The sequence below is a fragment of the Kitasatospora humi genome, assembly GCF_020907985.1.
Classification (GTDB): Bacteria; Actinomycetota; Actinomycetes; order Streptomycetales; family Streptomycetaceae; genus Kitasatospora; species Kitasatospora humi.
This window is the reverse complement of record NZ_JAJJPA010000014.1, coordinates 85658-108565: the sequence shown is the minus strand read 5'-3', so window position 1 is coordinate 108565 and position 22908 is coordinate 85658. Positions and strand designations below refer to the sequence as shown.

At 72.2% G+C, this 22908-nt stretch carries 20 protein-coding genes and 2 tRNA genes; 16 read left to right on the top strand and 6 right to left on the bottom strand.

Annotation, left to right across the window (positions count from 1 at the left end):
• Positions 1-60: 60 nt before the first annotated feature.
• The 3 genes from LN042_RS16205 to LN042_RS16195 all read right to left on the bottom strand — a co-directional run bounded on the left by LN042_RS16205 (position 61) and on the right by LN042_RS16195 (position 5073).
• Positions 61-2118 (bottom strand): phosphocholine-specific phospholipase C, encoded by a 2058-nt coding sequence (locus LN042_RS16205; protein WP_230051921.1) that lies wholly within the window; start codon positions 2116-2118, stop codon positions 61-63.
• 150 nt (positions 2119-2268) lie between these two features.
• Entirely contained in the window at positions 2269-2910 is a 642-nt protein-coding gene (locus LN042_RS16200; protein ID WP_230051920.1) for a pentapeptide repeat-containing protein, read from the bottom strand.
• 450 nt (positions 2911-3360) lie between these two features.
• Complete coding sequence (locus LN042_RS16195) at positions 3361-5073, bottom strand: ABC transporter family substrate-binding protein (RefSeq protein ID WP_230051919.1); 1713 nt, start codon at positions 5071-5073, stop codon at positions 3361-3363.
• A 384-nt stretch (positions 5074-5457) separates the two neighbouring features.
• Between LN042_RS16195 and LN042_RS16190 the strand changes: the two genes are divergently transcribed.
• The 4 genes from LN042_RS16190 (at position 5458) to LN042_RS16175 (ending at position 9675) form a co-directional block, all read left to right on the top strand.
• Positions 5458-6441 (top strand): ABC transporter permease, encoded by a 984-nt coding sequence (locus LN042_RS16190; protein ID WP_230051918.1) that lies wholly within the window; start codon positions 5458-5460, stop codon positions 6439-6441.
• Entirely contained in the window at positions 6441-7412 is a 972-nt protein-coding gene (locus tag LN042_RS16185) for an ABC transporter permease (RefSeq protein ID WP_230051917.1), read from the top strand. Before LN042_RS16190 ends, LN042_RS16185 begins: the two co-directional genes overlap by 1 nt.
• A complete protein-coding gene (locus LN042_RS16180) occupies positions 7409-9460 on the top strand; it encodes an ABC transporter ATP-binding protein (protein WP_230051916.1) in 2052 nt (683 codons plus the stop codon). The genes LN042_RS16185 and LN042_RS16180 overlap by 4 nt, the downstream gene beginning before the upstream one ends.
• Positions 9461-9601: 141 nt before the next feature.
• Positions 9602-9675, top strand: a tRNA-Lys gene (locus LN042_RS16175).
• A 164-nt stretch (positions 9676-9839) separates the two neighbouring features.
• Here LN042_RS16175 and LN042_RS16170 read toward each other — a convergent pair.
• Positions 9840-10247: a VOC family protein gene (locus LN042_RS16170; RefSeq protein WP_230051915.1), complete on the bottom strand. Its 408-nt coding sequence runs from the start codon at positions 10245-10247 to the stop codon at positions 9840-9842.
• A 64-nt stretch (positions 10248-10311) separates the two neighbouring features.
• On the opposite strand from LN042_RS16170, the gene LN042_RS16165 reads away from it, so the two are divergent.
• The 6 genes from LN042_RS16165 (at position 10312) to LN042_RS16140 (ending at position 13927) form a co-directional block, all read left to right on the top strand.
• On the top strand, positions 10312-10854 hold the full coding sequence (locus LN042_RS16165; RefSeq protein ID WP_230051914.1) for a MarR family winged helix-turn-helix transcriptional regulator: 543 nt from the start codon (positions 10312-10314) through the stop codon (positions 10852-10854).
• A gap of 27 nt (positions 10855-10881) precedes the next feature.
• Positions 10882-10955: transfer RNA gene (locus tag LN042_RS16160), tRNA-Lys, on the top strand.
• Between the two features lie 85 nt (positions 10956-11040).
• Positions 11041-12198, top strand: a complete 1158-nt coding sequence (locus LN042_RS16155) for a sensor histidine kinase (RefSeq protein WP_230051913.1) — start codon at positions 11041-11043, stop codon at positions 12196-12198.
• 166 nt (positions 12199-12364) lie between these two features.
• Entirely contained in the window at positions 12365-13342 is a 978-nt protein-coding gene (locus LN042_RS16150) for an EamA family transporter (protein WP_230051912.1), read from the top strand.
• Between the two features lie 102 nt (positions 13343-13444).
• Positions 13445-13621, top strand: a complete 177-nt coding sequence (locus LN042_RS16145) for a hypothetical protein (protein WP_230051911.1) — start codon at positions 13445-13447, stop codon at positions 13619-13621.
• 9 nt (positions 13622-13630) lie between these two features.
• The gene (locus LN042_RS16140; protein WP_230051910.1) at positions 13631-13927 is read left to right on the top strand and encodes a hypothetical protein; all 297 of its coding nucleotides are present in this window, start codon (positions 13631-13633) and stop codon (positions 13925-13927) included.
• 23 nt (positions 13928-13950) lie between these two features.
• Here the strand turns inward: LN042_RS16140 and LN042_RS16135 are convergent, their stop codons facing one another.
• Positions 13951-14292: a chorismate mutase gene (locus LN042_RS16135; RefSeq protein ID WP_230051909.1), complete on the bottom strand. Its 342-nt coding sequence runs from the start codon at positions 14290-14292 to the stop codon at positions 13951-13953.
• A 213-nt stretch (positions 14293-14505) separates the two neighbouring features.
• Between LN042_RS16135 and LN042_RS16130 the strand changes: the two genes are divergently transcribed.
• The 3 genes from LN042_RS16130 to LN042_RS16120 all read left to right on the top strand — a co-directional run bounded on the left by LN042_RS16130 (position 14506) and on the right by LN042_RS16120 (position 17993).
• Positions 14506-15273, top strand: coding sequence for a VOC family protein (locus LN042_RS16130; RefSeq protein ID WP_230051908.1), 768 nt, complete (start codon positions 14506-14508; stop codon positions 15271-15273).
• A gap of 123 nt (positions 15274-15396) precedes the next feature.
• Complete coding sequence (locus LN042_RS16125) at positions 15397-15822, top strand: OsmC family protein (RefSeq protein WP_230051907.1); 426 nt, start codon at positions 15397-15399, stop codon at positions 15820-15822.
• 353 nt (positions 15823-16175) lie between these two features.
• A complete protein-coding gene (locus tag LN042_RS16120) occupies positions 16176-17993 on the top strand; it encodes a putative bifunctional diguanylate cyclase/phosphodiesterase (RefSeq protein ID WP_308191815.1) in 1818 nt (605 codons plus the stop codon).
• 3 nt (positions 17994-17996) lie between these two features.
• Here LN042_RS16120 and LN042_RS16115 read toward each other — a convergent pair whose 3' ends face one another.
• Complete coding sequence (locus LN042_RS16115) at positions 17997-19067, bottom strand: LLM class flavin-dependent oxidoreductase (protein ID WP_230051906.1); 1071 nt, start codon at positions 19065-19067, stop codon at positions 17997-17999.
• Positions 19068-19164: 97 nt separating this feature from the next.
• On the opposite strand from LN042_RS16115, the gene LN042_RS16110 reads away from it, so the two are divergent.
• The 3 genes from LN042_RS16110 (at position 19165) to LN042_RS16100 (ending at position 22863) form a co-directional block, all read left to right on the top strand.
• Positions 19165-20445 carry a multidrug effflux MFS transporter gene (locus tag LN042_RS16110; RefSeq protein ID WP_230051905.1) on the top strand — a complete coding sequence of 427 codons (1281 nt, stop codon included), beginning with the start codon at positions 19165-19167 and terminating at the stop codon, positions 20443-20445.
• A gap of 306 nt (positions 20446-20751) precedes the next feature.
• Positions 20752-21369, top strand: a complete 618-nt coding sequence (locus LN042_RS16105) for a DedA family protein (RefSeq protein ID WP_230051904.1) — start codon at positions 20752-20754, stop codon at positions 21367-21369.
• A 222-nt stretch (positions 21370-21591) separates the two neighbouring features.
• A complete protein-coding gene (locus LN042_RS16100) occupies positions 21592-22863 on the top strand; it encodes a polysaccharide deacetylase family protein (RefSeq protein WP_230051903.1) in 1272 nt (423 codons plus the stop codon).
• Positions 22864-22908 lie beyond the last annotated feature (45 nt).

Sequence of the window (22908 nt, the reverse complement as noted above, 5' to 3'; positions counted from 1 at the left end):
CGAGAGCGCTGCCGGGCCCGCCGGTGCGGCGGGCACGACAGCGCTCCTGAGCGGGAGGGGTCAGCCGGTCACGCTCGGTGCGCCGGACTCCAGGTGCCCGGTGAACCGCTGCGACCAGCTGCCGTCGCCACTCACCGTGACGGTGTAGTCGTACCAGCCGTTGGCGTCGGCGACCGCGTTGAAGCACTCGCTCGCCGAACTGCCGGGCTGCACGGTGTACGTCCAGGGGCCGGCGGTGCGGTAGGCGGTGGCGGTGATGGTGAAGGTCACCGCGGTGGAGCCGTTGTTGGCCAGCTTGAACCAGAGGGCGGTGCTGCCGGTGCCGGGGGCCGCGGCGTAGGAGGCGGTGACCGCGACGTTCTTGCCCGCTGCGGTGGCGTCGCCGGTGAACCGGCGCAGGAAGCGGTTCGGGCCGACCACGGTCAGGTCGTACTTGCCGTTGCCGTAGTTGCTGCCGCAGTTGAAGAAGTCGCTGGTGCTCGCGCCCGGGTCCACCGTGTACTGCCACGGGCCACCGCCGCGGTAGGCGTTGGCGTATGCCGCGAAGTGCGCCGAAGTGTCGCCGGTGCCTTGGCTGTTGTCCATCGCCAGCCAGACCTTGATGACGCCGCCGGAGCCGAACTCCAGGTGGTCGAGGTTGGCGTTGGGCTGGTAGGGCAGGGCGCGGGCCGGGCGGGTGCCGCTCTCCTGGGCGGGCAGCGCGTTGTTGACCGGTGACGGGTTGGGCAGCGGCCCGCAGGTGGACAGGCCGATGGTCTGCGAGGTGTCGGGCAGGCTGGGCATCCCGTACACCGGGTTGGCGAAGTCGAAGACGCTGGTCAGGTCGCCGCACACCTTGCGCCGCCAGTCGCTGATGTTGGGGCAGCCGGCCGGCTTGCCGATGGCGGCCGTCCAGACCTCCAGGAAGCGCAGCACCGAGGTGTGGTCGAAGACCTCGGAGTTGACCCAACCACCGCGGCTCCAGGGCGAGATGGCGATCAGCGGCACCCGGAAGCCGAGCCCGATGCTGGTGGAGTTGTAGAACTCCCCGGCGGTGCCGGCCGGCGCGACCGGCGGCGGCACGTGGTCGAAGAAGCCGTCGTTCTCGTCGTAGTTGAGCAGCAGTACGGTGGAATTGAAGACGTTCGGGTCGGCGTTGAGCGCGTCCATCACCATGTGCACGAAGTGCGCGCCGTCCTCCGGGGTGGCGTAGGGGTGCTCGGAGGACTGCTGGTCCGCGACGATCCAGGAGACCTGGGGCAGGGTGCCGGCCAGCACATCGGCCTTGATCGCGGCGGCGATGTCGTCGGGGGTGCGGCCGGTGACGCTGGGCACCGAGCCCATGCCCTGGACCGCCAGCGGGCTGCCCGCCGGGGCGTTGGCGAACTGGCTGAAGTACGCCAGGGCGTTGTCGCCGAAGTTGTCGGCGGCGTTCTGGTAGACCTTCCAGCTCACCCCGGCGTCCTGCAACGCCTCGGCGTAGGTCTGCCACTTCAGGCCGGACTCGTCGCCGCCGTCGTAGGCCGGGCCGCCCGCGGTGCCGGCCGGGTCGATCATGCCGGACCAGTGGTAGGTGCGGTTGGGGCCGGTGGCCGACAGCACCGAGCAGTGGTAGGCGTCGCAGATCGTCCAGTTGTCGGCCAGCGCGTAGTGGAACGGGATGTCGGAGCGCCGCAGGTAGCCCAGGGTGCGCACGGTGCGCTTCGCCGACACCCAGGAGTCCATCTTGCCGCCGTTCCAGGCGGCGTGCTGGTCGGACCAGGCATGCGAGAGGTCGCCGTTGCACTGCGAGATCTGCTCGGTGCTGCCCGCGCTGAACGCCCAGGGGTACTGCCGGGCGGTGCCGTTGGGCTGGTTGAAGACCGAGTAGCCGCCACTGAGTTGGATGGTGGCGCGGTCACCGAAGCCGCGCACGCCGCTGAGGGTGCCGAAGTAGTGGTCGAAGCTGCGGTTCTCCTGCATCAGGATGACGATGTGCTGGACGTCGGTGATGGTGCCGGTACTGGCGGTTGCGGCGGGAGTTGCAGCAAGTGGCGTGGCGGGCGCGGGAGTTGCGCCGGCGACCGCACCGGTCACGGCGGCCCCGGCTGCCGCGCCCGCCGACACGGCCATGAACGTCCTGCGGCTCAGCTCTGTCATCGTTGGCTTGCCGACCCTTCGGGTTGTTTGAACAACATGGGCGGTGGTCGGGGCACATCCTGTCCCTTCGGACGTGCACCCGCCAGGACCCGTCCTGAAGGGTTGTTGGACTGTTCTCGCGGACGTCAGCGAACGGCCATCCGGTGAACGTCAGCTGTCGCGCACCTCGACGCCGAAAGCCTGGGCGAACTGCGGGGCCAGTTCGATCAGTTGGGCCGAGGAGATGACCGCGCCGCGCAGGCCCCGATGGCCGTCGGTCAACTCCAGCCGGGTGGCACCGCGCAGGTCGGTCCGCACCAGCTCGGCCTGCCGGAACCGGATCCCCTCCAGCGCGCTGCCGGGGAACGTCACCCCGGTCAGCCGGGCCTCGGAGAAGTCCACGTCGCGCATCCGGCAGTCCTCGAAGACCACGTCCTGGAGCAGCGCACCGCGCAGGTTGACCGACTCCAACTTGCACTGGCGCACGGTCAGTCGACGCAGCTGGCCGCCGCCGATGGTGACTCCGGCCAGCACCGAGCCGGTGATGGTGACGTCCTGCCACTCGCTCTGCGCCAGGTCGGTGGAGAGCCAGCGGGTCTGCTCCAGCCAGCACTCGGTGAACCTGGCGCGGCGCAGCACGCCCTGGGTGACGGTCACCGAGCTGAAGGCGCACTCGAGGAAACCGGCGCCGCCCGCCCGGGCCCGGTCCAGCTCCAGGTCGGCGAAGTGCGCGGTGTCGTAGCGCTCGTCGGGGCCGAGCGGTCCGGGGTGCGGCTTCAGCAGGTGGGCGTACGGCTGGTCGGCGAGCAGCATGGGGTTCTCCGCGGGTCGGGGCCGGATGGTGCTGACCATCCTGCACCGACGAGCGGGTGTGCAAACAAACGCCGACCGCCGGCGGCCCGGCCCGCCACCGCGCCGACCGCCACCGGTCCGGTCGCCGGTGCTCCGCGGCAGCGCGCGGAGCACCCGTCCAGACGGTCAAAGCGAGTTGACGCGGCAGTGCGCGAACCGGGTGACAGTCGTCCCCGCCAGGGGCGAGCGCCCGGGTGTCGCGCACGGCAATCGGTCCGACGGCCCGGCTAGATTCCCGTCCAGTGGAACGGCGAGAAGGGAGTCCCTCGGGCAACGCGGAAGGTCAAGGCCGGCGCGGCACCACCAGGGCAGCCACACCCTGGGGCGGTGGACCGCACCGGCCCCGCGATCACCGCGCTGCCCGACAGCGCTTGCCGAGCGGCCCGCGCCCACCGCTGTCCAAGCGCTTGCTCACTTCTGCCACCCCACCTTGGTGTAGTCGAAGTCGGCCAACCCGGCGGATCCGAAATTGGCCAGCCCCTTGCGGTAGGCGCCCACGTACGGGCGCTGGTAGATCTCCACGGAGTGGCCCAGCTCCCAGATCTTGGCGTCCGCCTGGTTGTAGAGCTTGGCCGCCTGGGCCGGGTCCAGGGTGGACTCGGCCTGCTTCAGCAGACCGTCGATCTCCGGGGTGCTGAGCTTGGAGTAGTTCTGGAAGACGTTGTCACCGGCGGGCATCTGGTACGACGGGACGATCAGCGAGGGCGGGAAGGACCCGGTGTTGCGCCAGCTGGCCAGGTCGAACTTGCCCAGGTTGATGTACTTGTCGGTCAGGTCGTTGGCCGGCACCTTGTCGACGTCGACCTTCACCCCGGCCTGCAGCAGCATGTTCTGGGCGGCGGTGGCCAGGTCCACGGACTGCTGGGCGGCGCCGTCGGAGATGATGTAGTGCAGCTCCAGCGTCTGGCCGTCCTTGGTCCGCGGCTTGCCGGCCCCGGCGTCCTTCCAACCGGCTTCGTCGAGCAGCTTCTTGGCACCCGCCAGGTCGTACTTGCCCCACTCCCCGGAGTTGTCCTGGTAGCCGGCCTGGTTGGTCATCAGCAGGTGGTTGCCCAGCACCGGGAACGGCACCGGCACCCCCTGGCCGGCCACCTTGGTCAGGGCCTGCCGGTCGAGCGCCTTCTCCAGCGCCTGGCGCACCTTCTGGTCGGCCATCGGACCGTTGGACCCGAAGGCGATGTGCACCTCGTCCCACGGGTAGGAGGTGCGGATCACCGCATTGGGGTCGGCCTTCAACTGGCTGTAGGCGTCGGCCCGCCCGGCGCCGGTCCAGTCGATCTCGTTGTTGAGGAAGGCCTGGGTCATCGCCGGCTGGGAGAGCACCCGGTAGGTGAACTTGTCCAACTTCGGCTTGGTGCCCCACCAGTTGGGATCCGGCACCACGGTGATGGTCTGCGCCGACTTGTCGATCGAACCGATCTTGAAGGCCCCGCCGGTGATCGGCACCTTCTCGATCCAGGCCTTGTTGAAGTCGTCGGGGGTGGAGATGGCGGCCGCCGGGAGCAGCGGGTAGAAGAGGCTCTGCCAGTCGGCGAACGGCTGGCTGAAGGTGACCTTGACCTGGGTCGGGTCGTCGCCCTGGGAGACGTCGCTGATCTGGTTGTAGCCGTTGGTGAAGGCGGGGTTGTACGCGGTGTTCTTGCCGTTGGTCGCCTGCCAGACCGCCTTGAAGTCCAGGTAGCTGAGGGGCTTCCCGTCCGACCACTTGGCCTTCGGGTTGAGCGTGTACTGCACCACCTGCGGCGAGGTCGAGATCACCTTGGCGGACTGCAGGAACTCCGGCACCGGCTGGTAGGTGCCGGAGGCGTCGATCCGGAACAGCATCGGCTCGATCATCTTCATGATCTCCACCGAGTCACCGTAGGTGCCGTCGACCTGCAGCGGGTTCCACTGGGTGACCCACTGCTGCAGCGGCGAGCGCAGTTCACCGCCGTCCTTCACCTCGTCCAGCGGCTGCGGATTGATGTCCTCGGCGTCGGCTCTCGGCGCGGCGCTCTGCGAGGCGTCGGAGCTGTTGCCCGAGCCGGAGCTCGACGAACTGCAGCCGGTCACCACGAGGGCGAGGGCGGCTGCCGCGACCAGGGTGCGGGCGAGGGGGCGGCGGGGCCGGCTGGCGGCGTCCATGGCGGGTCCTCCCGGGGAGTTGGGGATCGTCGGTGGCGTGGGGCGGCCGCCAGGTGTGGCGAGCCTTGATCGTGGGCAGCCAAGAAGGTGAGACAGCGACCAGAACCTAACAGCGGATCAGTTCGTCGACCAGAGGAGCGTGTTCACTACTGATCGAATCGCAATCGGGCGCAACACCGCCGCAACACCCTTGACGCAACCGGATGTTTGACTCTGACCTGCGGATTTGCCGGACACGGCAAGCCCGTTCGACGCGCAGTCTTGACCGCCCCGGCGGAGGATCGCAGAATTCCGCTGCGCAGACCTGCGTGAAGTGCTGATGAAACGAAGGCAATTGGTCATGAGACTCCGGAGCGCCACCAGCACCGGCGGGAACCGCCGCTGATGCTGCGCTACTTGGCGAAGCGCCTCGCCTACTACGTGGTCCTGCTGGTCGTTTCGGTGTTCCTGGCCTACGCCCTGGCCAGCAGCGCACTGAACCCGCGTGCCTACTTCGAGGCCAAGCAGCCGCGCCCGGCCGCCGCCGCGGTGGACCGCCAGCTCACCGACCTGGGCATCAACTCGCACACCCCGATCACCGTGCGCTTCGGCCACTGGGCCGGGAACCTGGTGGTCCACGGCGACCTCGGCCGCAGCATCCACGACACGTCGGTGAACGCCGAGTTCGGCCGCCGGCTGGTGGTCTCACTGCGGCTGCTGGTGCTCGGCAGCCTGCTCGGCATGCTGCTCGGGGTGGCCGTCGGAGCCTGGGGAGCGGTGCGCCAGTACCGGATCTCCGACCGGGTGCTGACCGTGGTCTCGTTCGTGCTGCTGTCCACTCCGGTCTTCCTGCTGGCGCTCTTCCTGAAGAACGGCGCGATCGCCGTCAACCAGGCCTCGGGGCACCAGCTGATCAACTTCACCGGGTACGAAACCCCGGGCCTGAGCGGCGGGTTGGGCGCACACCTGGCCGACTGGGCGGTGCACCTGCTGCTGCCCACCCTCTCGCTCGCCCTGCTGGGCCTGGCCACCTACAGCCGCTACCAGCGCGGCACCATGCTGGACGTGCTGGGCTCGGACTACCTGCGCACCGCGGAGGCCAAGGGTCTGAGCCGGCGCCGCGCCCTGGTCAGACACGGTCTGCGCACCGCGGTGATCCCGATGTCGACCCTGTTCGCCTACAACTTCCTGGGCGTCTTCACCGGCGCCACCTTCACCGAGATCATCTTTGGCTGGCACGGCATGGGCGAGTGGTTCATCACATCGATCTACGAGAACGACACGAACTCGGTGGTGGCGGTGACCCTGTTCACGGCGGTGACGGTACTGCTCTCCGGCCTGCTGGCCGACACCCTGCACGCGGCCCTCGACCCGCGGGTGCGTGCCTGATGGCCGGCGACGCGCCGCGCAGCCGCGGCCGACTGGTGCTGGCCCGGCTGCTGGCCTCCCCCGGTGTGGTGATCGGCGGCGGCATCGTGGTGCTGCTCTTCCTGCTGGCCTTCGTCGGGCCGTACCTGACGCACTGGAAGTACACCGACATCGACTACACGGCGCTGCGCCAACCGCCGTCCGCGCAGCACTGGTTCGGCACCGCCGGGCTCGGCCAGGACGTCTACGCCCAGACCCTGCGCGGACTGCAGAAGTCGCTGATCATCGGCCTGCTGGTGGCGCTGCTCTCCACCTGCCTGGCCGGCCTGGTCGGCGCCTGCGCCGGCTACTTCGGCGGCTGGACCGACCGGCTGCTGATCTTCTTCGTCGACCTGATGCTGGTCTTCCCCAGCTTCCTGATCATCACCATCGTCTCGCCGCGGCTCAAGAACAGCGGCTGGCTGGCCTTCGTGGTGCTGCTCGCCGCGTTCAACTGGATGATCACCGCCCGGGTGGTGCGGTCCATGACGATCTCCTTGAAGGAACGGGAGTTCGTCCGCGCCGCCCGCTTCATGGGGGTTCGCCCGCTGCGCATCATCTGGCGGCACATCCTGCCCAACTGCGCGTCCTACCTGATCGTGGACGCCACCATCGCGGTCGGCGCGGCCGTGATGAACGAGACGATGCTCTCCTACTTCGGCTTCGGCGTGCAGCCACCCGACGTCTCGCTCGGCACCCTGATCGCCGACGGCACCGACTCGGCGCCCACCTACCCCTGGATGTTCTACTTCGCCGCCGGCCTGCTGGTGCTCTTCGTGCTCGCCGTCAACCTGGTCGGCGACGGCCTGCGGGACGCCCTCGACCCCACCGCGGCGGCCGGCCGCCGGCCCTCCCGCCGGACGCTGCGCGCACTGCGCCGCCGCGCCGCCGCCACCGCGGCGGTGGGCAGCCGCGGCACCCCACCCGCCCTCGACGCCGAAGGAACCGCGTGACCACCACCGCCACCGAGCTGCTCACCGTCCGCGACCTGCGGGTGGACTTCGCCGGCGCCCGGGGCCGCGGCACCGTCACCGCCGTGCGCGGTGTCGACCTGACGCTCCGGCGCGGCGAGACCCTGGGCATCGTCGGCGAGTCCGGCTCCGGCAAGTCGGTCACCGCGCTGTCGGTGCTCGGCCTGCTGCCCGGCACCGCCGCGGTGCACGGCTCGGTGACCCTCGACGGGCGGGAGCTGATCGGCCTGCCGCCCGGTGAGCTGACCCGGATCCGGGGCCGCCGGATCGCCATGGTCTTCCAGGACCCGCTCTCCGCCTTCACCCCGGTCTACCGGATCGGCGACCAGATCGCCGAGGCCGTCCGGGCCCACCAGAAGACCGACAAGACCGCGGCCCGCCGCCGCGCCGCCGAACTGCTCGACCTGGTCGGCATCCCGGACCCGCAACGGGCACTGGACAGCTTTCCGCACGAGTTCAGCGGCGGCATGCGGCAGCGCGCCATGATCGCCATGGCGGTGGCCAACGAGCCGGACATCCTGCTCGCCGACGAACCCACCACCGCCCTGGACGTCACCATCCAGGCGCAGGTGCTGGACGTGCTGCGGACCGCCCAGCGGGAGACCGGCGCCGCGCTGGTGCTGGTCAGCCACGATCTCGGGGTGATCGCCCAGATGGCCGACCGGGTCGCGGTGATGTACGCGGGCCGGGTGGTCGAAACCGCCCCGGTGGACGAGCTGTTCGGCGCCCCGCGCCACCCCTACACCCTCGGGCTGATCGGCGCCGTCCCCCGGCTGGACCGGGACGGCGGGCCGCTGGTGCCGATCCCCGGCAACCCGCCCGCGCTGGTCGACCTGCCGCCCGGCTGCCCGTTCGCCCCGCGCTGCCCGCTGGCCGGCGACGACTGCCGCACCGCCGAACCGCCGCTCACCGGCAGCGACGGCCACCAGGCCGCCTGCCTGCGCGCCGACCGGCTGGCCGCCGAGCGTCCGGCCCCCGCCGACGTCTACCCCGTGCCCCCGCTCCCGCCCGCCGCCCGCCCGGTGGACCGCTCCCGGCTCCCCCAGGTGCTCCGGGTGACCGGGCTGGCCAAGACCTTCCCGGTGCTCAAGGGCACGGTGGTCAAGCGCAAGGTGGGCGAGGTGTACGCCGTCGACGGGGTGCACCTGGACATCCGGCGCGGCGAAACCCTGGGCCTGGTCGGCGAGTCCGGCTCCGGCAAGTCCACCACGCTCTTCGAGATCCTCGGCCTGACCGCACCCGAGGCGGGGCGGATCGAACTGCTCGGCCAGGACACCGCCGCACTCTCCAGGGAGGCCGTCCACCGGCTCCGCGCCCAGCTGCAGATCGTCTTCCAGGACCCGATGGCCAGCCTGGACCCGCGGCTGCCGATCGGTGACATCATCGCCGAACCGCTGCAGGCCCAGCGGGCGCCCCGCGAGCGGATCGCGGCCCTGATACCGGAGTTGCTCACCAAGGTCGGCCTGGAGCCGGCCCACGCCGCCCGCTACCCGCACGAGTTCTCCGGCGGCCAGCGCCAACGCGTCTCGATCGCCCGGGCCCTGGCCGTCTCCCCGCAGCTGCTGGTGCTGGACGAACCGGTCTCCGCGCTGGACGTCTCCATCCAGGCCGGCGTGCTCAACCTGCTCCAGGAGCTCAAGGCCACCCTCGACCTCTCCTACCTGTTCGTCTCGCACGACCTCTCGGTGATCCGCCACCTCGCCGACCGGGTCAGCGTGATGTACCTGGGCCGCACCGTCGAACAGGGCCCGGTCGCGGAGGTGTTCACCACTGCGCGCCACCCGTACACCCGGGCGCTGCTCTCCGCCGTCCCGCTCCCCGACCCGGCCGCCGAGCGGGGCCGCACCCGGATCCTGCTCCCCGGCGACCCGCCCTCGCCCACCTCCCGACCGGTCGGCTGCGCCTTCCGCACCCGCTGCCCGCTCTACGCGACACTCGGCGGCGAGCAGCGCAGCCGCTGCGAGCAGCAGGCGCCGGCGCTGGACACCGCGGCGGAGCACGGGGCGGCCTGCCACTGGGGCGGCGAATGAGAGCCGCGCGGCCGGGCGCGGGACGGGCCGCGCCGCCGCGGTCGGCGGACACGGCACCCTGCCGACCGTGACGCCCCGTGTTCGAGTGCTGACGATTCGGTGTTTGCCCTTTGGTCGTGTAATGTTCCGGTCTGTCAGCAGGCGCCGCTAGCTCAGTTGGTTAGAGCAGCTGACTCTTAATCAGCGGGTCCGGGGTTCGAGTCCCTGGCGGCGCACCGACAGCCGAAGGGCCCCTCGCGGGAGCGAGGGGCCCTTCGGCGTTTCCGGCGGCGCGCTGTCCCGGCCCGGGCCGGCCGGACCACCCAGCCCGGCCGGGCGCCTTCGCCGGAGTCCTGTGCACCGCGGCCCCCGGCCGATGCCGGCCGGCCGGACCGGGGCGTCAGTAGGACTGCAGCTCGATCAGCGTGCCCTCCGGGTCGCGCAGGTGCGCGGCGCGCAAGCCGGGGCCCCACTCGGGGCGGTCGGTGGCTTCGAGCACCGGCGTGCCGCCGTGCGCCAGGCAGTGCGCCAGCGCCGCGTCCACGTCGACGACCCGGTGCACCAGCATCACCGCGTCCTGGGCCGGCGCGGCGGCGGTCGGCAGCGCCGCGGTGCCGACCACCTGGGCCATCGCGGCACGGTCGAAGAGCACCAGCACGGCCTGGTCGTCGACGTCCCAGTTGGCGTACGGGCCCGCGGCGTCGCCCTTCTGCCGCACCGCGCCGCACAGCACCGGCAGCACGGCGTCGTAGAACCGGAAGCATTCGGCGAACCGGGTGACCAGCAGTCGTGGGTACAGCGCGTCCATGGTGTCCCTCCCTGGAAAATCAGTGGGTCATCACCCACCATTGGTCCAACCCTACAATTTCCCCATGGACACCGTGCCGCCGAGCCTGCTCGACCTGACCAGCTTCCTGCTCGCCCGGACCGGCCGGACCGCCCGAGCCCGGCTCGCCGCCCGGCTCGCCGAGCGCGACCAGCGGCTCTGGCACCTGGCCGTGCTCGCCGCGCTCGCCGACTCCGGCCCCCAGGTCCAGCGCGAGCTGGCGACCCGGCTGGCCATCGACCCCAGTGACCTGGTCAAGGTGCTGGACGACCTGACCCGGGCCGGTCAGGTCGAGCGGACCCGCTCCACCACCGACCGCCGCCGGATCCGGGTGAGCCTCACCACGACCGGCCGCACCGCCCTGGCCGACCTGCTCCGGCAGGCCCGCGCCGTGCAGGACGAGGTGCTCGCACCCCTCGACGCCGAGGAGCGGGCCGCACTGCACCGGCTGCTGCTCCGGCTGCACCGGCACCCGCCGGCCTCGGGCACCCCGACGCCAGGCACCCCGACGCCGGACACCACGACCTCAGACGCCCCGACGCCGGGCCACCCGACGCCGGACACCCCGATTTCAGAACCCGGCCGCTGATCAGGTAATGTTCACTGCGTTGAACGGGCGCCGCTAGCTCAGTTGGTTAGAGCAGCTGACTCTTAATCAGCGGGTCCGGGGTTCGAGTCCCTGGCGGCGCACCCAGACAGCAGAGGCGCTCCTTCGCCTGAAGGAGCGCCTCTGCCGCATTTCCGCGCTGATCATTCCGCGCTGATCGGAGAACCTGTGAGCCTCGTGGACACTCTCCGGCGGTGGTCCGTCCCGGCCTGGGCAGTCGATCTCGCACTCGTCGTGCCGGCCCTGGCCGACGCCCTGCTGAACTACCCGCCACCCCGCGACTGGCACTTCTGGGTCTCGGCGGCCGCCGCCGTGGTGCTGGTGGCCCGCCGCCGGTGGCCGCGGACCGTGCTGCTGCTGACCCTGCCCGGCCTGTACGCGGGCAGCGCCCTGGTCGCCCCGATGATCGCCGTCTACACGGTGGCCCGCAGCGAGCGGCCTGCCTGGCAGAAGCACCTGGCGCTGGTGCTGGTGGCGGTCGGCAGCTTCCTGCCCTGGCCGATCACCTCGCTGCCCAAGGAGACCCTCAGCGACATCACCCAGCACGCGATCTACGCCGTGATGCTCGCCGGCGGCCCGGTGGTGCTGGGCCTGCTGGCCCGCACCCGCGAGGACCTCTCCGAGCGGGTCGCCGAGCTCGCCGAGCTGCGCGACGCCGAGCGGATGCTCTACGCCAAGACCGTGGTCGCCGAGGAACGGGCCCGGATCGCCCGCGAGATGCACGACGTGGTCTCCCACCAGGCGGGCCTGATCGCGGTCCAGGCCGGCGCCCTGCAGGTGACCACCAAGGACCCGCAGACCCGGGAGACCGCCGCCACCCTGCGCCAACTCGCGGTGGCCACCCTGGAGGAGCTGCGCTCGATGATCCTGGTGCTGCGCGCGGCCGGCGCCGGCCCGACCGAGCTGGTCCCGCAGCCCCGGCTGGCCGACCTGCCCCGGCTGGTCGCTGCCGCCGAGGTGGCCGCCACGCTGCGGATCGAGGGCCACGACCCGGACGCCCGCCCGCTGCCCGAGCCGTTGGAGCGGGCCGCGTACCGAACCGTCCAGGAGGCGCTGACCAACGTCCGCAAGCACGCGCCCGACGCGCCGACCGAGGTGCTGGTCCGGGTCGAGGCGGACTGCCTGCGGGTCACCGTGCGCAACGCCGCTCCACGGCGCGGCGCGGTCGCGGACGAGCTGCCGGGCGGACACCACGGCCTGATCGGACTGCGCGAGCGGGCCGGGCTGCTGGGCGGGCGGATCACGGCGGAGGCCACCACCACCGGCGGCTTCCAGGTGGCGCTCTGGCTGCCACTGCCCCGCCCGGCCGACCAGCAGGCGGCCTGACTCGCGCCCGACCGGTCCGCTCCCCCGCCACCCGGCCACCCGCCACCCGCCACCCGCCGGGCCTGCGACCCTGCCCTGCCCCCGGGCTGACCAGCGCTCGCGGCGAAGCCGTCCAGCTGTTGACCAGAACCTGTCCTGAACGCCCCTGACCTGGAAGAATGCCCGGATGCGCACCTCTCGGCGGGCCATCGGCCTCACCCTCGCCCTGATATCCGCGTTCTCCTTCGGCAGCTCCGGCGCGGCCGCCAAGCCGCTGATCGAGGCAGGCCTGTCGCCGCTGCACGTGGTCTGGCTGCGCTGCACCGGTGCCGCCGTGCTGCTGCTGCCGCTGGCCTGGCGGCACCGGGCGATCGTGCGGGAGCGGCCCGGGCTGCTGATCGGCTTCGGGCTGCTCGGCGTGGCCGGCGTGCAGGCCTGGTACTTCGCGGCGATCTCCCGGATCCCGGTCGGGGTGGCGCTGATGCTGGAGTACTTCGGGCCGCCGCTGCTGCTCTGCTACGTCCGGTTCGTGCAGCGCAAGCCGGTCACGCTGCGGGCGGCGATGGGCGCCGTGGTGGCGGTCGCCGGGCTGGTCTGCGTGGTCCAGGCCTGGCAGGGGCTGCGGTTCGACGCGCTCGGGGTGCTGTTCGGGCTGTGCGCGGCCTGCTGCCAGGTGGGCTACTTCGTGCTGGCCGACGCGAGCAGCCGCGGCGACAAGCCGGCCGACCCGCTGGGCGTGTCGGCCTACGGCCTGCTGATCGGCGCGCTGGCCCTCACCGTGGTCGCCCGCCCCTGGAACGCCGACTGGTCGAAGCTGGGCGGCCACGCCGTGCTGGCCGGGCAGCAGGTGCCGGCACTGCTGCCGGCGGCCTGGATGGTGCTGGTCGCCACCGTGCTCGCCTACCTGACCGGTGTGGTCTCGGTCGGCCACCTCTCCCCGCCGGTGGCCGGCGTGGTCGCCAACATCGAGGCGGTGGTGGCCACGGTGCTCGCCTGGTTCGTGCTCGGCGAGCACCTGGCGGCGCCCCAGCTCTTCGGGGGCGTGCTGGTGCTGCTGGGCGCCCTGGTCGCCCAGACCAGCCGCCCGGGCGAGCCCGCGGCCGCCGGGCCCGCCGCGGCCCCGGCCGAGCTACCGGCTCCCGAGCAGTGCCGCGCGCAGCCCTGACGCAGCGTCAGGTCGAGCTCCCGCGACCCGCGTGACCCGCGTCCACCGGGGTACCTCACCCGGTGGACGCGACGCACGGCACACATCGAACGGGGGCCGACCATGACCGCAGCGGCCTCGTCGCACCAGCCGGTGGCCTGCTACGCCTGCGGCGGCTCCGGCGTCACCGAGCAGACCAGGCACAGTGTGGTCACCAACTCCGACGGCACCCAGGAAGCCGTCACCGAGACCTACACTGGCCCGTGCAGCAGGTGCCACGGCTCGGGCCGGATCCAGTAGGAGGCCAGCATGCGTTCCGTCTTCCAGTGCGCTGAGTGCGGGGTGCACTACCTGCCGCCCGAGGGCGTGCGCTGGTCGGACGGGAGCGCGGCCAGCCCGCTCTGGTGCGATGTGCACCACGTGGCGGCCCGGCGCCACGGCATCACCGCCCCGGCGGCCGCGACGGCGGCCGCACTGCTGGCCGCCCGGCTGCGCGAGGCGGCGGCCGCGCGGGAGCTGCCTGCCCAGCGGGACGTGCGACCGTCCCGCCCGGCCCGCACCCGCCGTGCTCCGGCCCCTCGCGGTCGCCGCAGCAAGCTGGGCTGAGGGCCGAACCGGCCGACGGGCCGTCAGGCCGTGCCGTTCCCGGCGTCCCGGGCGATCGCCTCGTGGTGGCGGATCACTTCGGCGATGATGAAGTTCAGGAACTTCTCCGCGAAGACCGGGTCCAGGTGGGCCCCGGCCGCGAGTTCGCGCAGCCGCCTGATCTGGTCCCGCTCGCGGGCCGGGTCGGCGGGCGGGAGGCGGTGTTCGGCCTTGAGCCGGCCGACCCGCTGGGTGGCCTTGAACCGTTCGGCGAGCATGTGCACCACGGCGGCGTCGATGTTGTCGATGCTCTGCCGCAGTCCGGCCAGCTCGGCGCGGACAGCGGGGTCGACCTCGTCCAGGGAGGCGGTGGGCTGCTCGGTCATGGGTCTGCTCCGGGTGCCGGGGCCAGGGACTGCCCGGCCGATCCGCACGGGCCGGGCAAATCTAACAGCCCGCGGGATCCGCGCCGAGTCGTTTCGGGCGGATCGTCCGGCATGCGGACAGCTCACCGTCCGGGCGCGTCCGGTTGCCGAGCGTGACATGCGGCCGGATCATGACCGCACTGGCACCCCCGCTCCCGAAAGGCCCACCTCCTGATGCCCGTGCGCGACTCCTACCCCGACGGCGCCCCCTGCTGGGCCGACCTGACCTGTGCCGATCCGCTCGCCGCCCAGGACTTCTACGGTCCGATCCTGGGCTGGGACTTCGAGGAACTCGGCGCCGAGTACCACGGTTACACGATGTGCCTGAGCGGGGGCCGGCCCGCCGCCGCGCTGCTGCCCCCGCCGGCCGGAGCCGAGCGGCTGCCGTCGGCCTGGAACGTCTACCTGGCGGCGGCCGACCTGGACGCCGCCTACGGGCGGGTGGCGGCGGCGGGCGGCGAGGGCGTGCTCGGCCCGCGCCGGGTGCCGGGCGCGGGCCGGCTGGCCTACGCGTTCGACACGACCGGCGCCGCCTTCGGCCTCTGGCAGCCGGGCGGGCACGCCGGTGCGGCGGTCTACGGCGAGCCGGGCGCGATGTGCTGGCACGAGCTGACCTGCCCGCAGGCCGATTCGGCGGACGCCTTCTACGCGGCGCTCTTCCCCTACCAGCAGAAGCAGATCGGTGACGGGCGCGACTTCGACTACACGGCCTGGACCGTGCCGGGTTCCAACGGCCTGCCGGTCTGCGGCCGCTACCGGGCCCCCGTCCCGCACCCCTTCTGGGCCGTCCACTTCGCGGTGGTCGACGCCGACCACGCGGCCGAGCAGGTGGCGGGGCTGGGCGGCCGGGTGCTGCACGAGCCGTTCGACTCGCCGTACGGGCGGCTGGTGCCGTGCACCGATCCGAGCGGCGCCCGGCTGACTCTCTGCCAGCTTCCCTGAGTGGGGCGCGCGCCCGCCACCGCGGCGACGACCCGCCGCGCGCCCTGCTGGCGCCGCCCCCTGCGCTTAGGCTGAGGACGGCATGACCGGAACTGACGCAACGATCCGCAGGAGGCACCGACCGTGGCCACTGTCCGCACCGCGCACACCGTCTGGGAGGGCGAACTCGTCACCGGCTCCGGCACGGTGACCTTCGACTCCTCCGGCATCCCCGAGCAGCAGGTCTCCTGGCCGTCCCGGGCCGAACAGCCCAACGGCAGGACCAGCCCGGAGGAGCTGATCGCGGCCGCCCACTCGTCGTGCTTCTCGATGGCCCTCTCGCACGGCCTGACCGGTGCCGGCCACTCGCCGACCCGGCTGGAGACCAGGGCCGATGTGACCTTCCAGCCCGGCGAGGGCATCACCGGCATCCACCTGACCGTGCGCGGCCAGGTGACCGGCCTCGACGAGCAGGGCTTCCGGGCCGCCGCCGAGGAGGCCAAGAAGAACTGCCCGGTGAGCCAGGCGCTGACCGGCACCACCATCACGCTCACCGCCGAGCTGGCCTGACGCGCCGGCAGGTCGGCCACCGACCGGACGGCTGATCACAAGCGCACGCCCCCGGCGCACACCCGCGCCCGGCCGCCGGGGGTGCGCCGCCCGAGCCGGAACCACCCCCGAATTCCAACGATTCACCCTGACGGCAGTGGCCTCCGCTTCGCCAAGCAGCCTATGATCGGCCCAAGTAGAGCGAGCGTCAGCAGCGGACGGGAGCAGCCGTGCGAGGCCGGAACGAGGGGGCCGACGCACACCGCCAGAGCGTGCGGCACGACACGTTGTGCCAGCCCACCGAGGCAGGAGCAACCGGTACCGTCCCCATTCATCTGTCACCACCAACCGGGCACTGCCCCAACTGCGCTGCCGTGCTGCCTGGTTCGTTCACCCCCGAGTCCGAGCTGCTGGCCGCGCTGCGGGCCAGCGAGCTGCGGTTCCGCGCCGCCTTCGCGGACGCCGGCATCGGCATGCTGCTGATCGACACCGACGGCCTGGTGCTGGAGGCCAACCCGGCACTGGCCGAGATGCTCGGGCACGAGGTCGCCGCGCTGGTGCAGATGCACATCAACGACATCATCACCCCGGAGGAGGGCGCCCGTCGGCTCTACCGGGAGCTGGTGATGGGGGTGCGGGACCGGCTGCGCCTGGAGCGCCGACTCAACCACCGCGAGGGGCGCGAGGTGTGGAGCAGTGTCACCATCTCGTTGATCCGCGACTCGACCGGCACCCCGCTCTACACCCTGGCCATGTTCGAGGACGTCACCGAGCGCCGCCGGCTCGGTGACCGGCTCGCCTACCAGGCGCTGCACGATCCGCTCACCAGGCTCCCCAACCGGACGTTCTTCTTCGACCGGCTGAACGACGCCTGCGCCCCCCGCCCGAACGCCGAGGGCGCCACCAGTGGCCGCCGGGTCGGCATCTGCTACGTCGACCTGGACGGCTTCGCCGCCATCAACGACACCCTCGGCCACCACATCGGCGACCAGCTGCTGAGCGCGGTCGCGGCCCGGCTGGAGCGCGGGTTCGCCAGCGGCGACCGCCAGCTGGTGGCCCGGCTCGGCGGCGACGAGTTCGCCCTGCTGGTCATCGACAGCGAGGGCAGCGAGCAGCTGACCACGCTGGCCGGCCAGTTGCTCGCGGTGCTGGAGCGCCCGTTCGAGGTGTCCGGGCACCGGCTGTCGATCACCGCCAGCGTCGGCGTGGTGGAGCGGCCCATCGCCACCACCTCCCCGACCGAGCTGGTCAAGGACGCGGACGCCACGCTCTACTGGTCCAAGGCCGACGGCCGGGCCCGCTGGACGCTCTACGACCGGGACCGCGGCGCCCACCAGCTGACCCGCCGGCTGCTCACCACCGCGCTGCGCCCGGCGCTGGAGCGCGGCGAGTTCACCGTCGAGTACCAGCCGCTGGTGGGCCTGGCGGACGGCGCGGTGCACGGCGCCGAGGCGCTGGTGCGCTGGCGGCACCCGCGGTTCGGCACCCTCTCGCCCGACCGGTTCATCCCGCTGGCCGAGGAGTCCGGCGCGATCGTGCCGCTGGGCAGATGGGTGCTGGAGGAGTCCTGCCGGCAGGCCCGCGGCTGGCTGGCCGAGTTCCCGGACACCGAGGCCTTCGTCAGCGTCAACCTGGCGGCCCGCCAGGTCTGGGACTCCGACGTGGTGACCGATGTCGCCCGGGTGCTGGAGCAGACCGGCCTGCCGGCCCGGCTGCTCCAGCTGGAGCTCACCGAGAGCGCCGTGCTGGGGCCGAGCGGCCGGCCGCTGCAGGCGCTGCAGGCGCTGGCCGACATGGGCGTGCGGATCGCCATCGACGACTTCGGCACCGGCTACTCCAACCTGGCCTACCTCTCCCGGCTGCCGGTGCACGCACTGAAGCTGGACGGCAGCTTCATCGAGGGCTTCCGCGATCCCGCCCCGGTCGGCCGGCCCGAGCCGCGCTCGCGGCGCAGCGAGGCGGACGAGCAGATCGTGGGCGCCATGGTGCGGTTGGCCCACGACCTGGGGCTCACCGTGACCGCCGAGGGGATCGAGAGCGCGGCGCAGGCCGAGCGGCTGCGGTTGACCGGCTGCGACACCGCCCAGGGCTGGTTCTTCGCCCGCCCCGGCGACCCGGCCCTGGTCTCCGCGATACTGCGGGAGGGACGGGTGCGAAGCTCCGGGCCGGAGTGGTCGCCCGCGGTGCCCTGACGGTCAGCCCGACAAGCCGTAGGCTTCGGCGATGAGTTCGTAGGAGCGCAGCCGGGCCTCGTGGCCGTGGAAGTGCGAGGTGACCATCAGCTCGTCGGCGCCGGTGCGCTTGCGCAGCTCCTCCAGGCCGTCGGCGACCCGGCCGGGCTCGCCCATCACCACATTGGCCATCCAGGACTCCACGAAGTCCTCCTCGGCGGGGCTGTACGGGTGGTCGGCCGCCTCCTGCGGGGTGGGGATCGCGGTCGGCATGCCCCGGCGCAGCCGCAGCATGCCGAGCGCGGCGGACCGGGCGAGGTGGCGGGCCGCCTCCAGACCGCCGTCGGGCACCGCGACGGCGCTCACGCCGATCAGCGCGTAGGGCTCGTCCAGCACATCGGAGGGGCGGAAGCTGGACCGGTAGAGCTCCAGCGCGGGCACGGTGTTGGCCGCGCTGAAGTGGTGGGCGAAGGCGAACGGCAGGCCGAGTCGGCCGGCCAGCTGGGCGCTGAAGCCGGAGGAGCCGAGCAGCCAGATCGGCGGGCGCTGCGGGCCGTTCGGCACCGCGGAGAGCCGGGCGTAGGGATGGCCGGTGGGGAAGTCGCCGTCCAGGAAGTGCGTCAACTCGGAGAGCTGGCGCGGGAACTCCTCGCCGTCTTCGAGACTGCCGCGGCGCAGGGCGCGGGCCGTGGCCGGGTCGGTGCCGGGCGCCCGGCCCAGGCCCAGGTCGATCCGGCCCGGGTGCAGTGCCTCCAGCAGGCCGAACTGCTCGGCGACGGCCAGCGGCGCGTGGTTGGGCAGCATCACGCCGCCGGAGCCGAGCCGCAGGGTGCTGGTGTGCGCGCCGAGGTGGGCGAGCAGCACCGCGGGCGTGGAGCTGGCCACCCCGGGCATGCCGTGGTGCTCGGCCACCCAGAAGCGGTGGTAGCCCAGCCGCTCGGCGGTGCGGGCCAGGTCGGTGGTGGCTTCCAGGGCCTGACCTGCGGTGTAGCCGGCGCCGACGGTGGCGAGGTCGAGGATCGACAGCGGGGCCGGGGCGCTGCCGCGGACCACGCCGCGGATGTCGCTCCTCGGCTGCCTGTCCTCACCGGTCATCGGTCCACCTCTTCCTCGGCTGTGCTCGACTGGTCGTGGCAGCACAACAGCGCTGCGGCCGCGACTGTTCCCACTCGAACACCAGTACCGTGGTGCGATGCCCGACACGTCGCCGCCCGCGCCCCCCTCGTCTCCCGCCCTCGACGCCGCGCCCGCCGCGAGACCCGCCGCACCCGGGACCGGCCTGCTGCTCACCCTGGTGCTCGGCTCGCTGACCGCACTGGCACCGCTCTCGATGGACATGTACCTTCCGGCGCTGCCCCGGGTCACCACCGGTCTGCACACCCAGGACGCCCTGGTGCAGCTGACCCTGACCTCCTGCCTGGTCGGCCTGGCGCTGGGCCAGTTGGTGGCCGGGCCGCTGAGCGACGCGCTGGGGCGGCGCCGGCCGCTGCTGCTGGGGATGGCGCTCTACACGCTCGCCACCGCGTGCTGCGCGCTGGCGCCGGACGTGCGGGTGCTGATCGCCTGCCGGCTGCTGCAGGGCCTCTGCGGTGCCGCCGGCATCGTGATCTCACGGGCCGTGGTGCGGGACCTGTTCGACGGGCTGGCGGCGGCCCGGTTCGCCGCCTCGCTGATGCTGGTCTCCGGTTCGGCTCCGCTGCTGGCGCCGATCGTGGGTGGGCAGCTGCTGCGAGTCACCTCGTGGCGCGGGGTGTTCGCGGTGCTGGCGGCGCTCGGCGGGGTGATCCTGGTCACGGCCGCGCTGCGGGTGCCGGAGACGCTGCCCGCCGGGCGACGGCGGTCCGGCGGCTTGCCGGACACCCTGCGGACCATGCGGCAGCTGCTGTCGGACCGGCTGTTCAGCGCCTACCTGCTCACCATCGCCCTGGGCTTCGGGGCGCTCTTCGCGTTCATCGGCGGCTCGCCGTACGTGGTCCAGGAGGTGTTCCACGGCTCGGCACAGCAGTACAGCGTGATCTTCGCGCTGGTCGAGCTGGGCCTGGTGGGCATGTCGCAGCTGAACGGGCGGGTGCTGCTGGGGCGCTTCTCGTCGCACGGGATCCAGTTGGCCGGTGTGGTGGCGCTCACCCTGGCCGGGCTGCTGCTGGTGCTGATGTCGACCGTCTGGCACGGCGGCCTGGCCGCGCTCACCGCGGGGCTCTTCCTGATGGCGGCGGCGCTCGGCACCGCCTCGCCGCCCGCCGGGGCGCTGGCCCTGCAACGGGCGCCGCACGCGGCCGGCACCGCATCGGCGCTGCTGGGCACCGTGCAGTTCCTCACCGGCGCGGTGGCGCCGGTCCTGGTCGGCCTGGGCGGTCAGGGCAGCGCCCTGCCGATGGCCGTGGTGGTGCTCGGCTACGCGGCCGCCGCGCTGCTCGCCTTCGTGCTGCTGGCCCGCCCGTGGCAGCCGGCGCCGGATCCGCTGCGCGCCTGACCGGACGTCGAGCGACGCGCCAATTGACGTTCTGGCGGCGGACGTTCCGGACGGTGTGCGCTGGGTGCGCTGACCGGAGCGGGGCCGGCCGGATAGCCGGCAACCGGCTCCGACCAGGCCGGTCGCGGCTCGGCCCGGGGTCGGTCCCGGTGCTGTGCCACCTCGACGCCGAGCTCTTCGTCACCTCCGCGGCCGAAAGTCAAGAGTGCGTTCAGGGGGCGCTGAGAAGATCTTCATCCTGAGCCGCTAGCGTTGGAGCGCGGTGCCACCTGTGCTCTCCGGGCGGTCCGGAGGGAGATGTGAATCATGGGAAGTCCGGCGCTGATGACGTCGAGCTGGTTCTGCGTGGTGGCCGTCCTGGCCGTCCTCGGCGACGCCTTCCTCCCCTTCCTCCCCAGCGGCACCCTGGTGATCCTGGCCGTCCTGAAGACCTCCCACAACGCCGACGCACCGTTCCTGCTGGCCGCCGCGGTCGCCACGGCCTCGTTCCTCGGTGACGTGCTGCTGCTGGCGGTGGCCCGGCGCGGCGGCCGGTTGCTGCGCCGCCGGTTGAGCCGCAGTCCGCAACTGGCCGCCAATGTGAGGCGGGTGCAGCGCTCCCTGGAGAACCGGACCAGTCGGGCGGCGGCCGCCGTGGTGATCGTGGCCCGGTTCGTGCCGGGCGGGCGGACCGTGCTCGACCTGGCGATCGGCCACTCGGTCAACCGCTCCCGGACCTTCCTGCACTGGTGCGCCGTGTCCGCGGTGGTGTGGGCCTGCTACATAGTGGCTCTGGGCTGGCTGGACAGCCACTGGTTCAACACCACCTGGCTGAGCCTGGCGGTCTCCTGCGCCGCCGCCACCGCGATCAGCGCCGCGGTGGCCCGGCTGGTGCGCCGCAGTCGGCAGTTGGCGGTCGTGGCGCAACTCGACGAAGCCGCCTGACTCTCAGGTTTGTCCCAGGATCGCAACAGGACCGACCTCCCCGGATCCGGAAGTCGGCTGCTCGCCGTCTTGCCGAGGAGTGTCGGGAGTTCTCCGCGCCTTGGATCCTGGGCGTTCTCCATGACATCCTGATTGAAAAATGATGATCATATGCCGTAAATTGCCCGGCTGCTCCCTGCCGTTCGCGGGATCCGACGGGCGAACTACCTGGCTGGGGAGACCATGAGCAGCATCTCGCGCAGGTCCGTGCTGAGCGCCAGCGCGGCCACCGCGGCCCTTGGCGCACTGTCCGCGTGCGGCAGCAGCACCGGAACGACGCAGGACAGCGTGCAGCCCGCGGGGGGCTCCACCGCGACGGCCGCGGGCAGCCCGGCGCCCGACCCCACGCCCTCCGGCAAGGCCACCCTGATCGGCGACGGCTCCACCTCGGACACCGGCCCCCAGCCCAACCAGCCCACGCCCGAGAAGCTGGCTCCCGGTCAGCGCCCGCCGCAGTTCGTGGTCTTCTCCTGGGACGGCGCCGGCGCCACCGAGGACGGCCAGTTCGAGCGGTTCCTCAAGCTCGCCAAGGACCACAAGGCCACCTTCACCTTCTTCCTCTCCGGCCTCTACTGCCTGCCGGCTAGCAAGAAGAACCTCTACCACCCGCCGCACCACTCGGTGGGCGCCTCCGACATCCCGTACATATCGGACAACGCCGTCAAGAACACCATCAAGATGATCAGCCAGGCCTGGCTGGACGGCCATGAGATCGGCACCCACTTCAACGGCCACTTCTGTGCCACCCGCCCCGACCACAACGGCGTCAACAAGTGGTCGCCGGAGGACTGGGAGAGCGAGATCCAGCAGGCCGTCGACTTCGTCACCAAGTGGAAGACCAACACCGGCTTCACCGACGTGCCGCCGTTCCCGTTCGACTACACCAAGGAGCTGATCGGCGCCCGCACCCCGTGCCTGGACGGCCAGAAGGGGCTGCTGCCCACCGCCGCCAAGCTCGGCTGGAAGTACGACGCCAGCTCACCGGGTGAGAAGCAGGTGTGGCCGCAGAAGGTGCAGAACGGCCAGATCTGGAACTTCCCGCTGCAGTCCATACCGTACCCGGGGAAGACCTGGGAGGTGCTCTCGATGGACTACAACATCATGGCCAACCAGTCCAACGGCAACCCGAAGGGCGACCCCGGCCAGTTCGGCGCCTGGCGGGACGCCGCCCACCAGAGCTACCTGGCCGGCTTCAACCGCGCCTACAACGGCAACCGGGCGCCGCTGTTCATCGGCAACCACTTCGAGCAGTGGAACGGCGGCATCTACATGGACGCCGTCGAGGCCGTGCTGAAGGACATCGCCGACAAGCCGGAGGTGCGGCTGGTCTCGTTCCGCCAGCTGGTCGAGTGGCTGGAGGTGCAGGACGAGTCCACGCTGCGCAAGTTGCGCACCCTGGGCATCGGCCAGGCGCCCAAGGAGGGCTGGGAGACCTTCCTCGGCACGGCGAGCTGAAACGTTCCGTCCACGGCGCGGCCGAGGGGCCGGCGATGTCCGCCG

Bases quoted from the DNA above. Each gene is read 5' to 3' on its own strand.
- LN042_RS16100 (WP_230051903.1), top strand. From the start codon at position 21,592: ATGAGCAGCATCTCGCGCAGGTCCGTGCTGAGCGCCAGCGCGGCCACC.
- LN042_RS16205 (WP_230051921.1), bottom strand. From the start codon at position 2,118: ATGACAGAGCTGAGCCGCAGGACGTTCATGGCCGTGTCGGCGGGCGCG.
- LN042_RS16165 (WP_230051914.1), top strand. From the start codon at position 10,312: ATGGACACCGTGCCGCCGAGCCTGCTCGACCTGACCAGCTTCCTGCTC.
- LN042_RS16135 (WP_230051909.1), bottom strand. From the start codon at position 14,292: ATGACCGAGCAGCCCACCGCCTCCCTGGACGAGGTCGACCCCGCTGTC.
- LN042_RS16105 (WP_230051904.1), top strand. From the start codon at position 20,752: ATGGGAAGTCCGGCGCTGATGACGTCGAGCTGGTTCTGCGTGGTGGCC.
- LN042_RS16145 (WP_230051911.1), top strand. From the start codon at position 13,445: ATGACCGCAGCGGCCTCGTCGCACCAGCCGGTGGCCTGCTACGCCTGC.
- LN042_RS16115 (WP_230051906.1), bottom strand. From the start codon at position 19,067: ATGACCGGTGAGGACAGGCAGCCGAGGAGCGACATCCGCGGCGTGGTC.
- LN042_RS16150 (WP_230051912.1), top strand. From the start codon at position 12,365: ATGCGCACCTCTCGGCGGGCCATCGGCCTCACCCTCGCCCTGATATCC.
- LN042_RS16195 (WP_230051919.1), bottom strand. From the start codon at position 5,073: ATGGACGCCGCCAGCCGGCCCCGCCGCCCCCTCGCCCGCACCCTGGTC.
- LN042_RS16185 (WP_230051917.1), top strand. From the start codon at position 6,441: ATGGCCGGCGACGCGCCGCGCAGCCGCGGCCGACTGGTGCTGGCCCGG.
- LN042_RS16200 (WP_230051920.1), bottom strand. From the start codon at position 2,910: ATGCTGCTCGCCGACCAGCCGTACGCCCACCTGCTGAAGCCGCACCCC.
- LN042_RS16110 (WP_230051905.1), top strand. From the start codon at position 19,165: ATGCCCGACACGTCGCCGCCCGCGCCCCCCTCGTCTCCCGCCCTCGAC.
- LN042_RS16170 (WP_230051915.1), bottom strand. From the start codon at position 10,247: ATGGACGCGCTGTACCCACGACTGCTGGTCACCCGGTTCGCCGAATGC.
- LN042_RS16190 (WP_230051918.1), top strand. From the start codon at position 5,458: ATGCTGCGCTACTTGGCGAAGCGCCTCGCCTACTACGTGGTCCTGCTG.
- LN042_RS16140 (WP_230051910.1), top strand. From the start codon at position 13,631: ATGCGTTCCGTCTTCCAGTGCGCTGAGTGCGGGGTGCACTACCTGCCG.
- LN042_RS16130 (WP_230051908.1), top strand. From the start codon at position 14,506: ATGCCCGTGCGCGACTCCTACCCCGACGGCGCCCCCTGCTGGGCCGAC.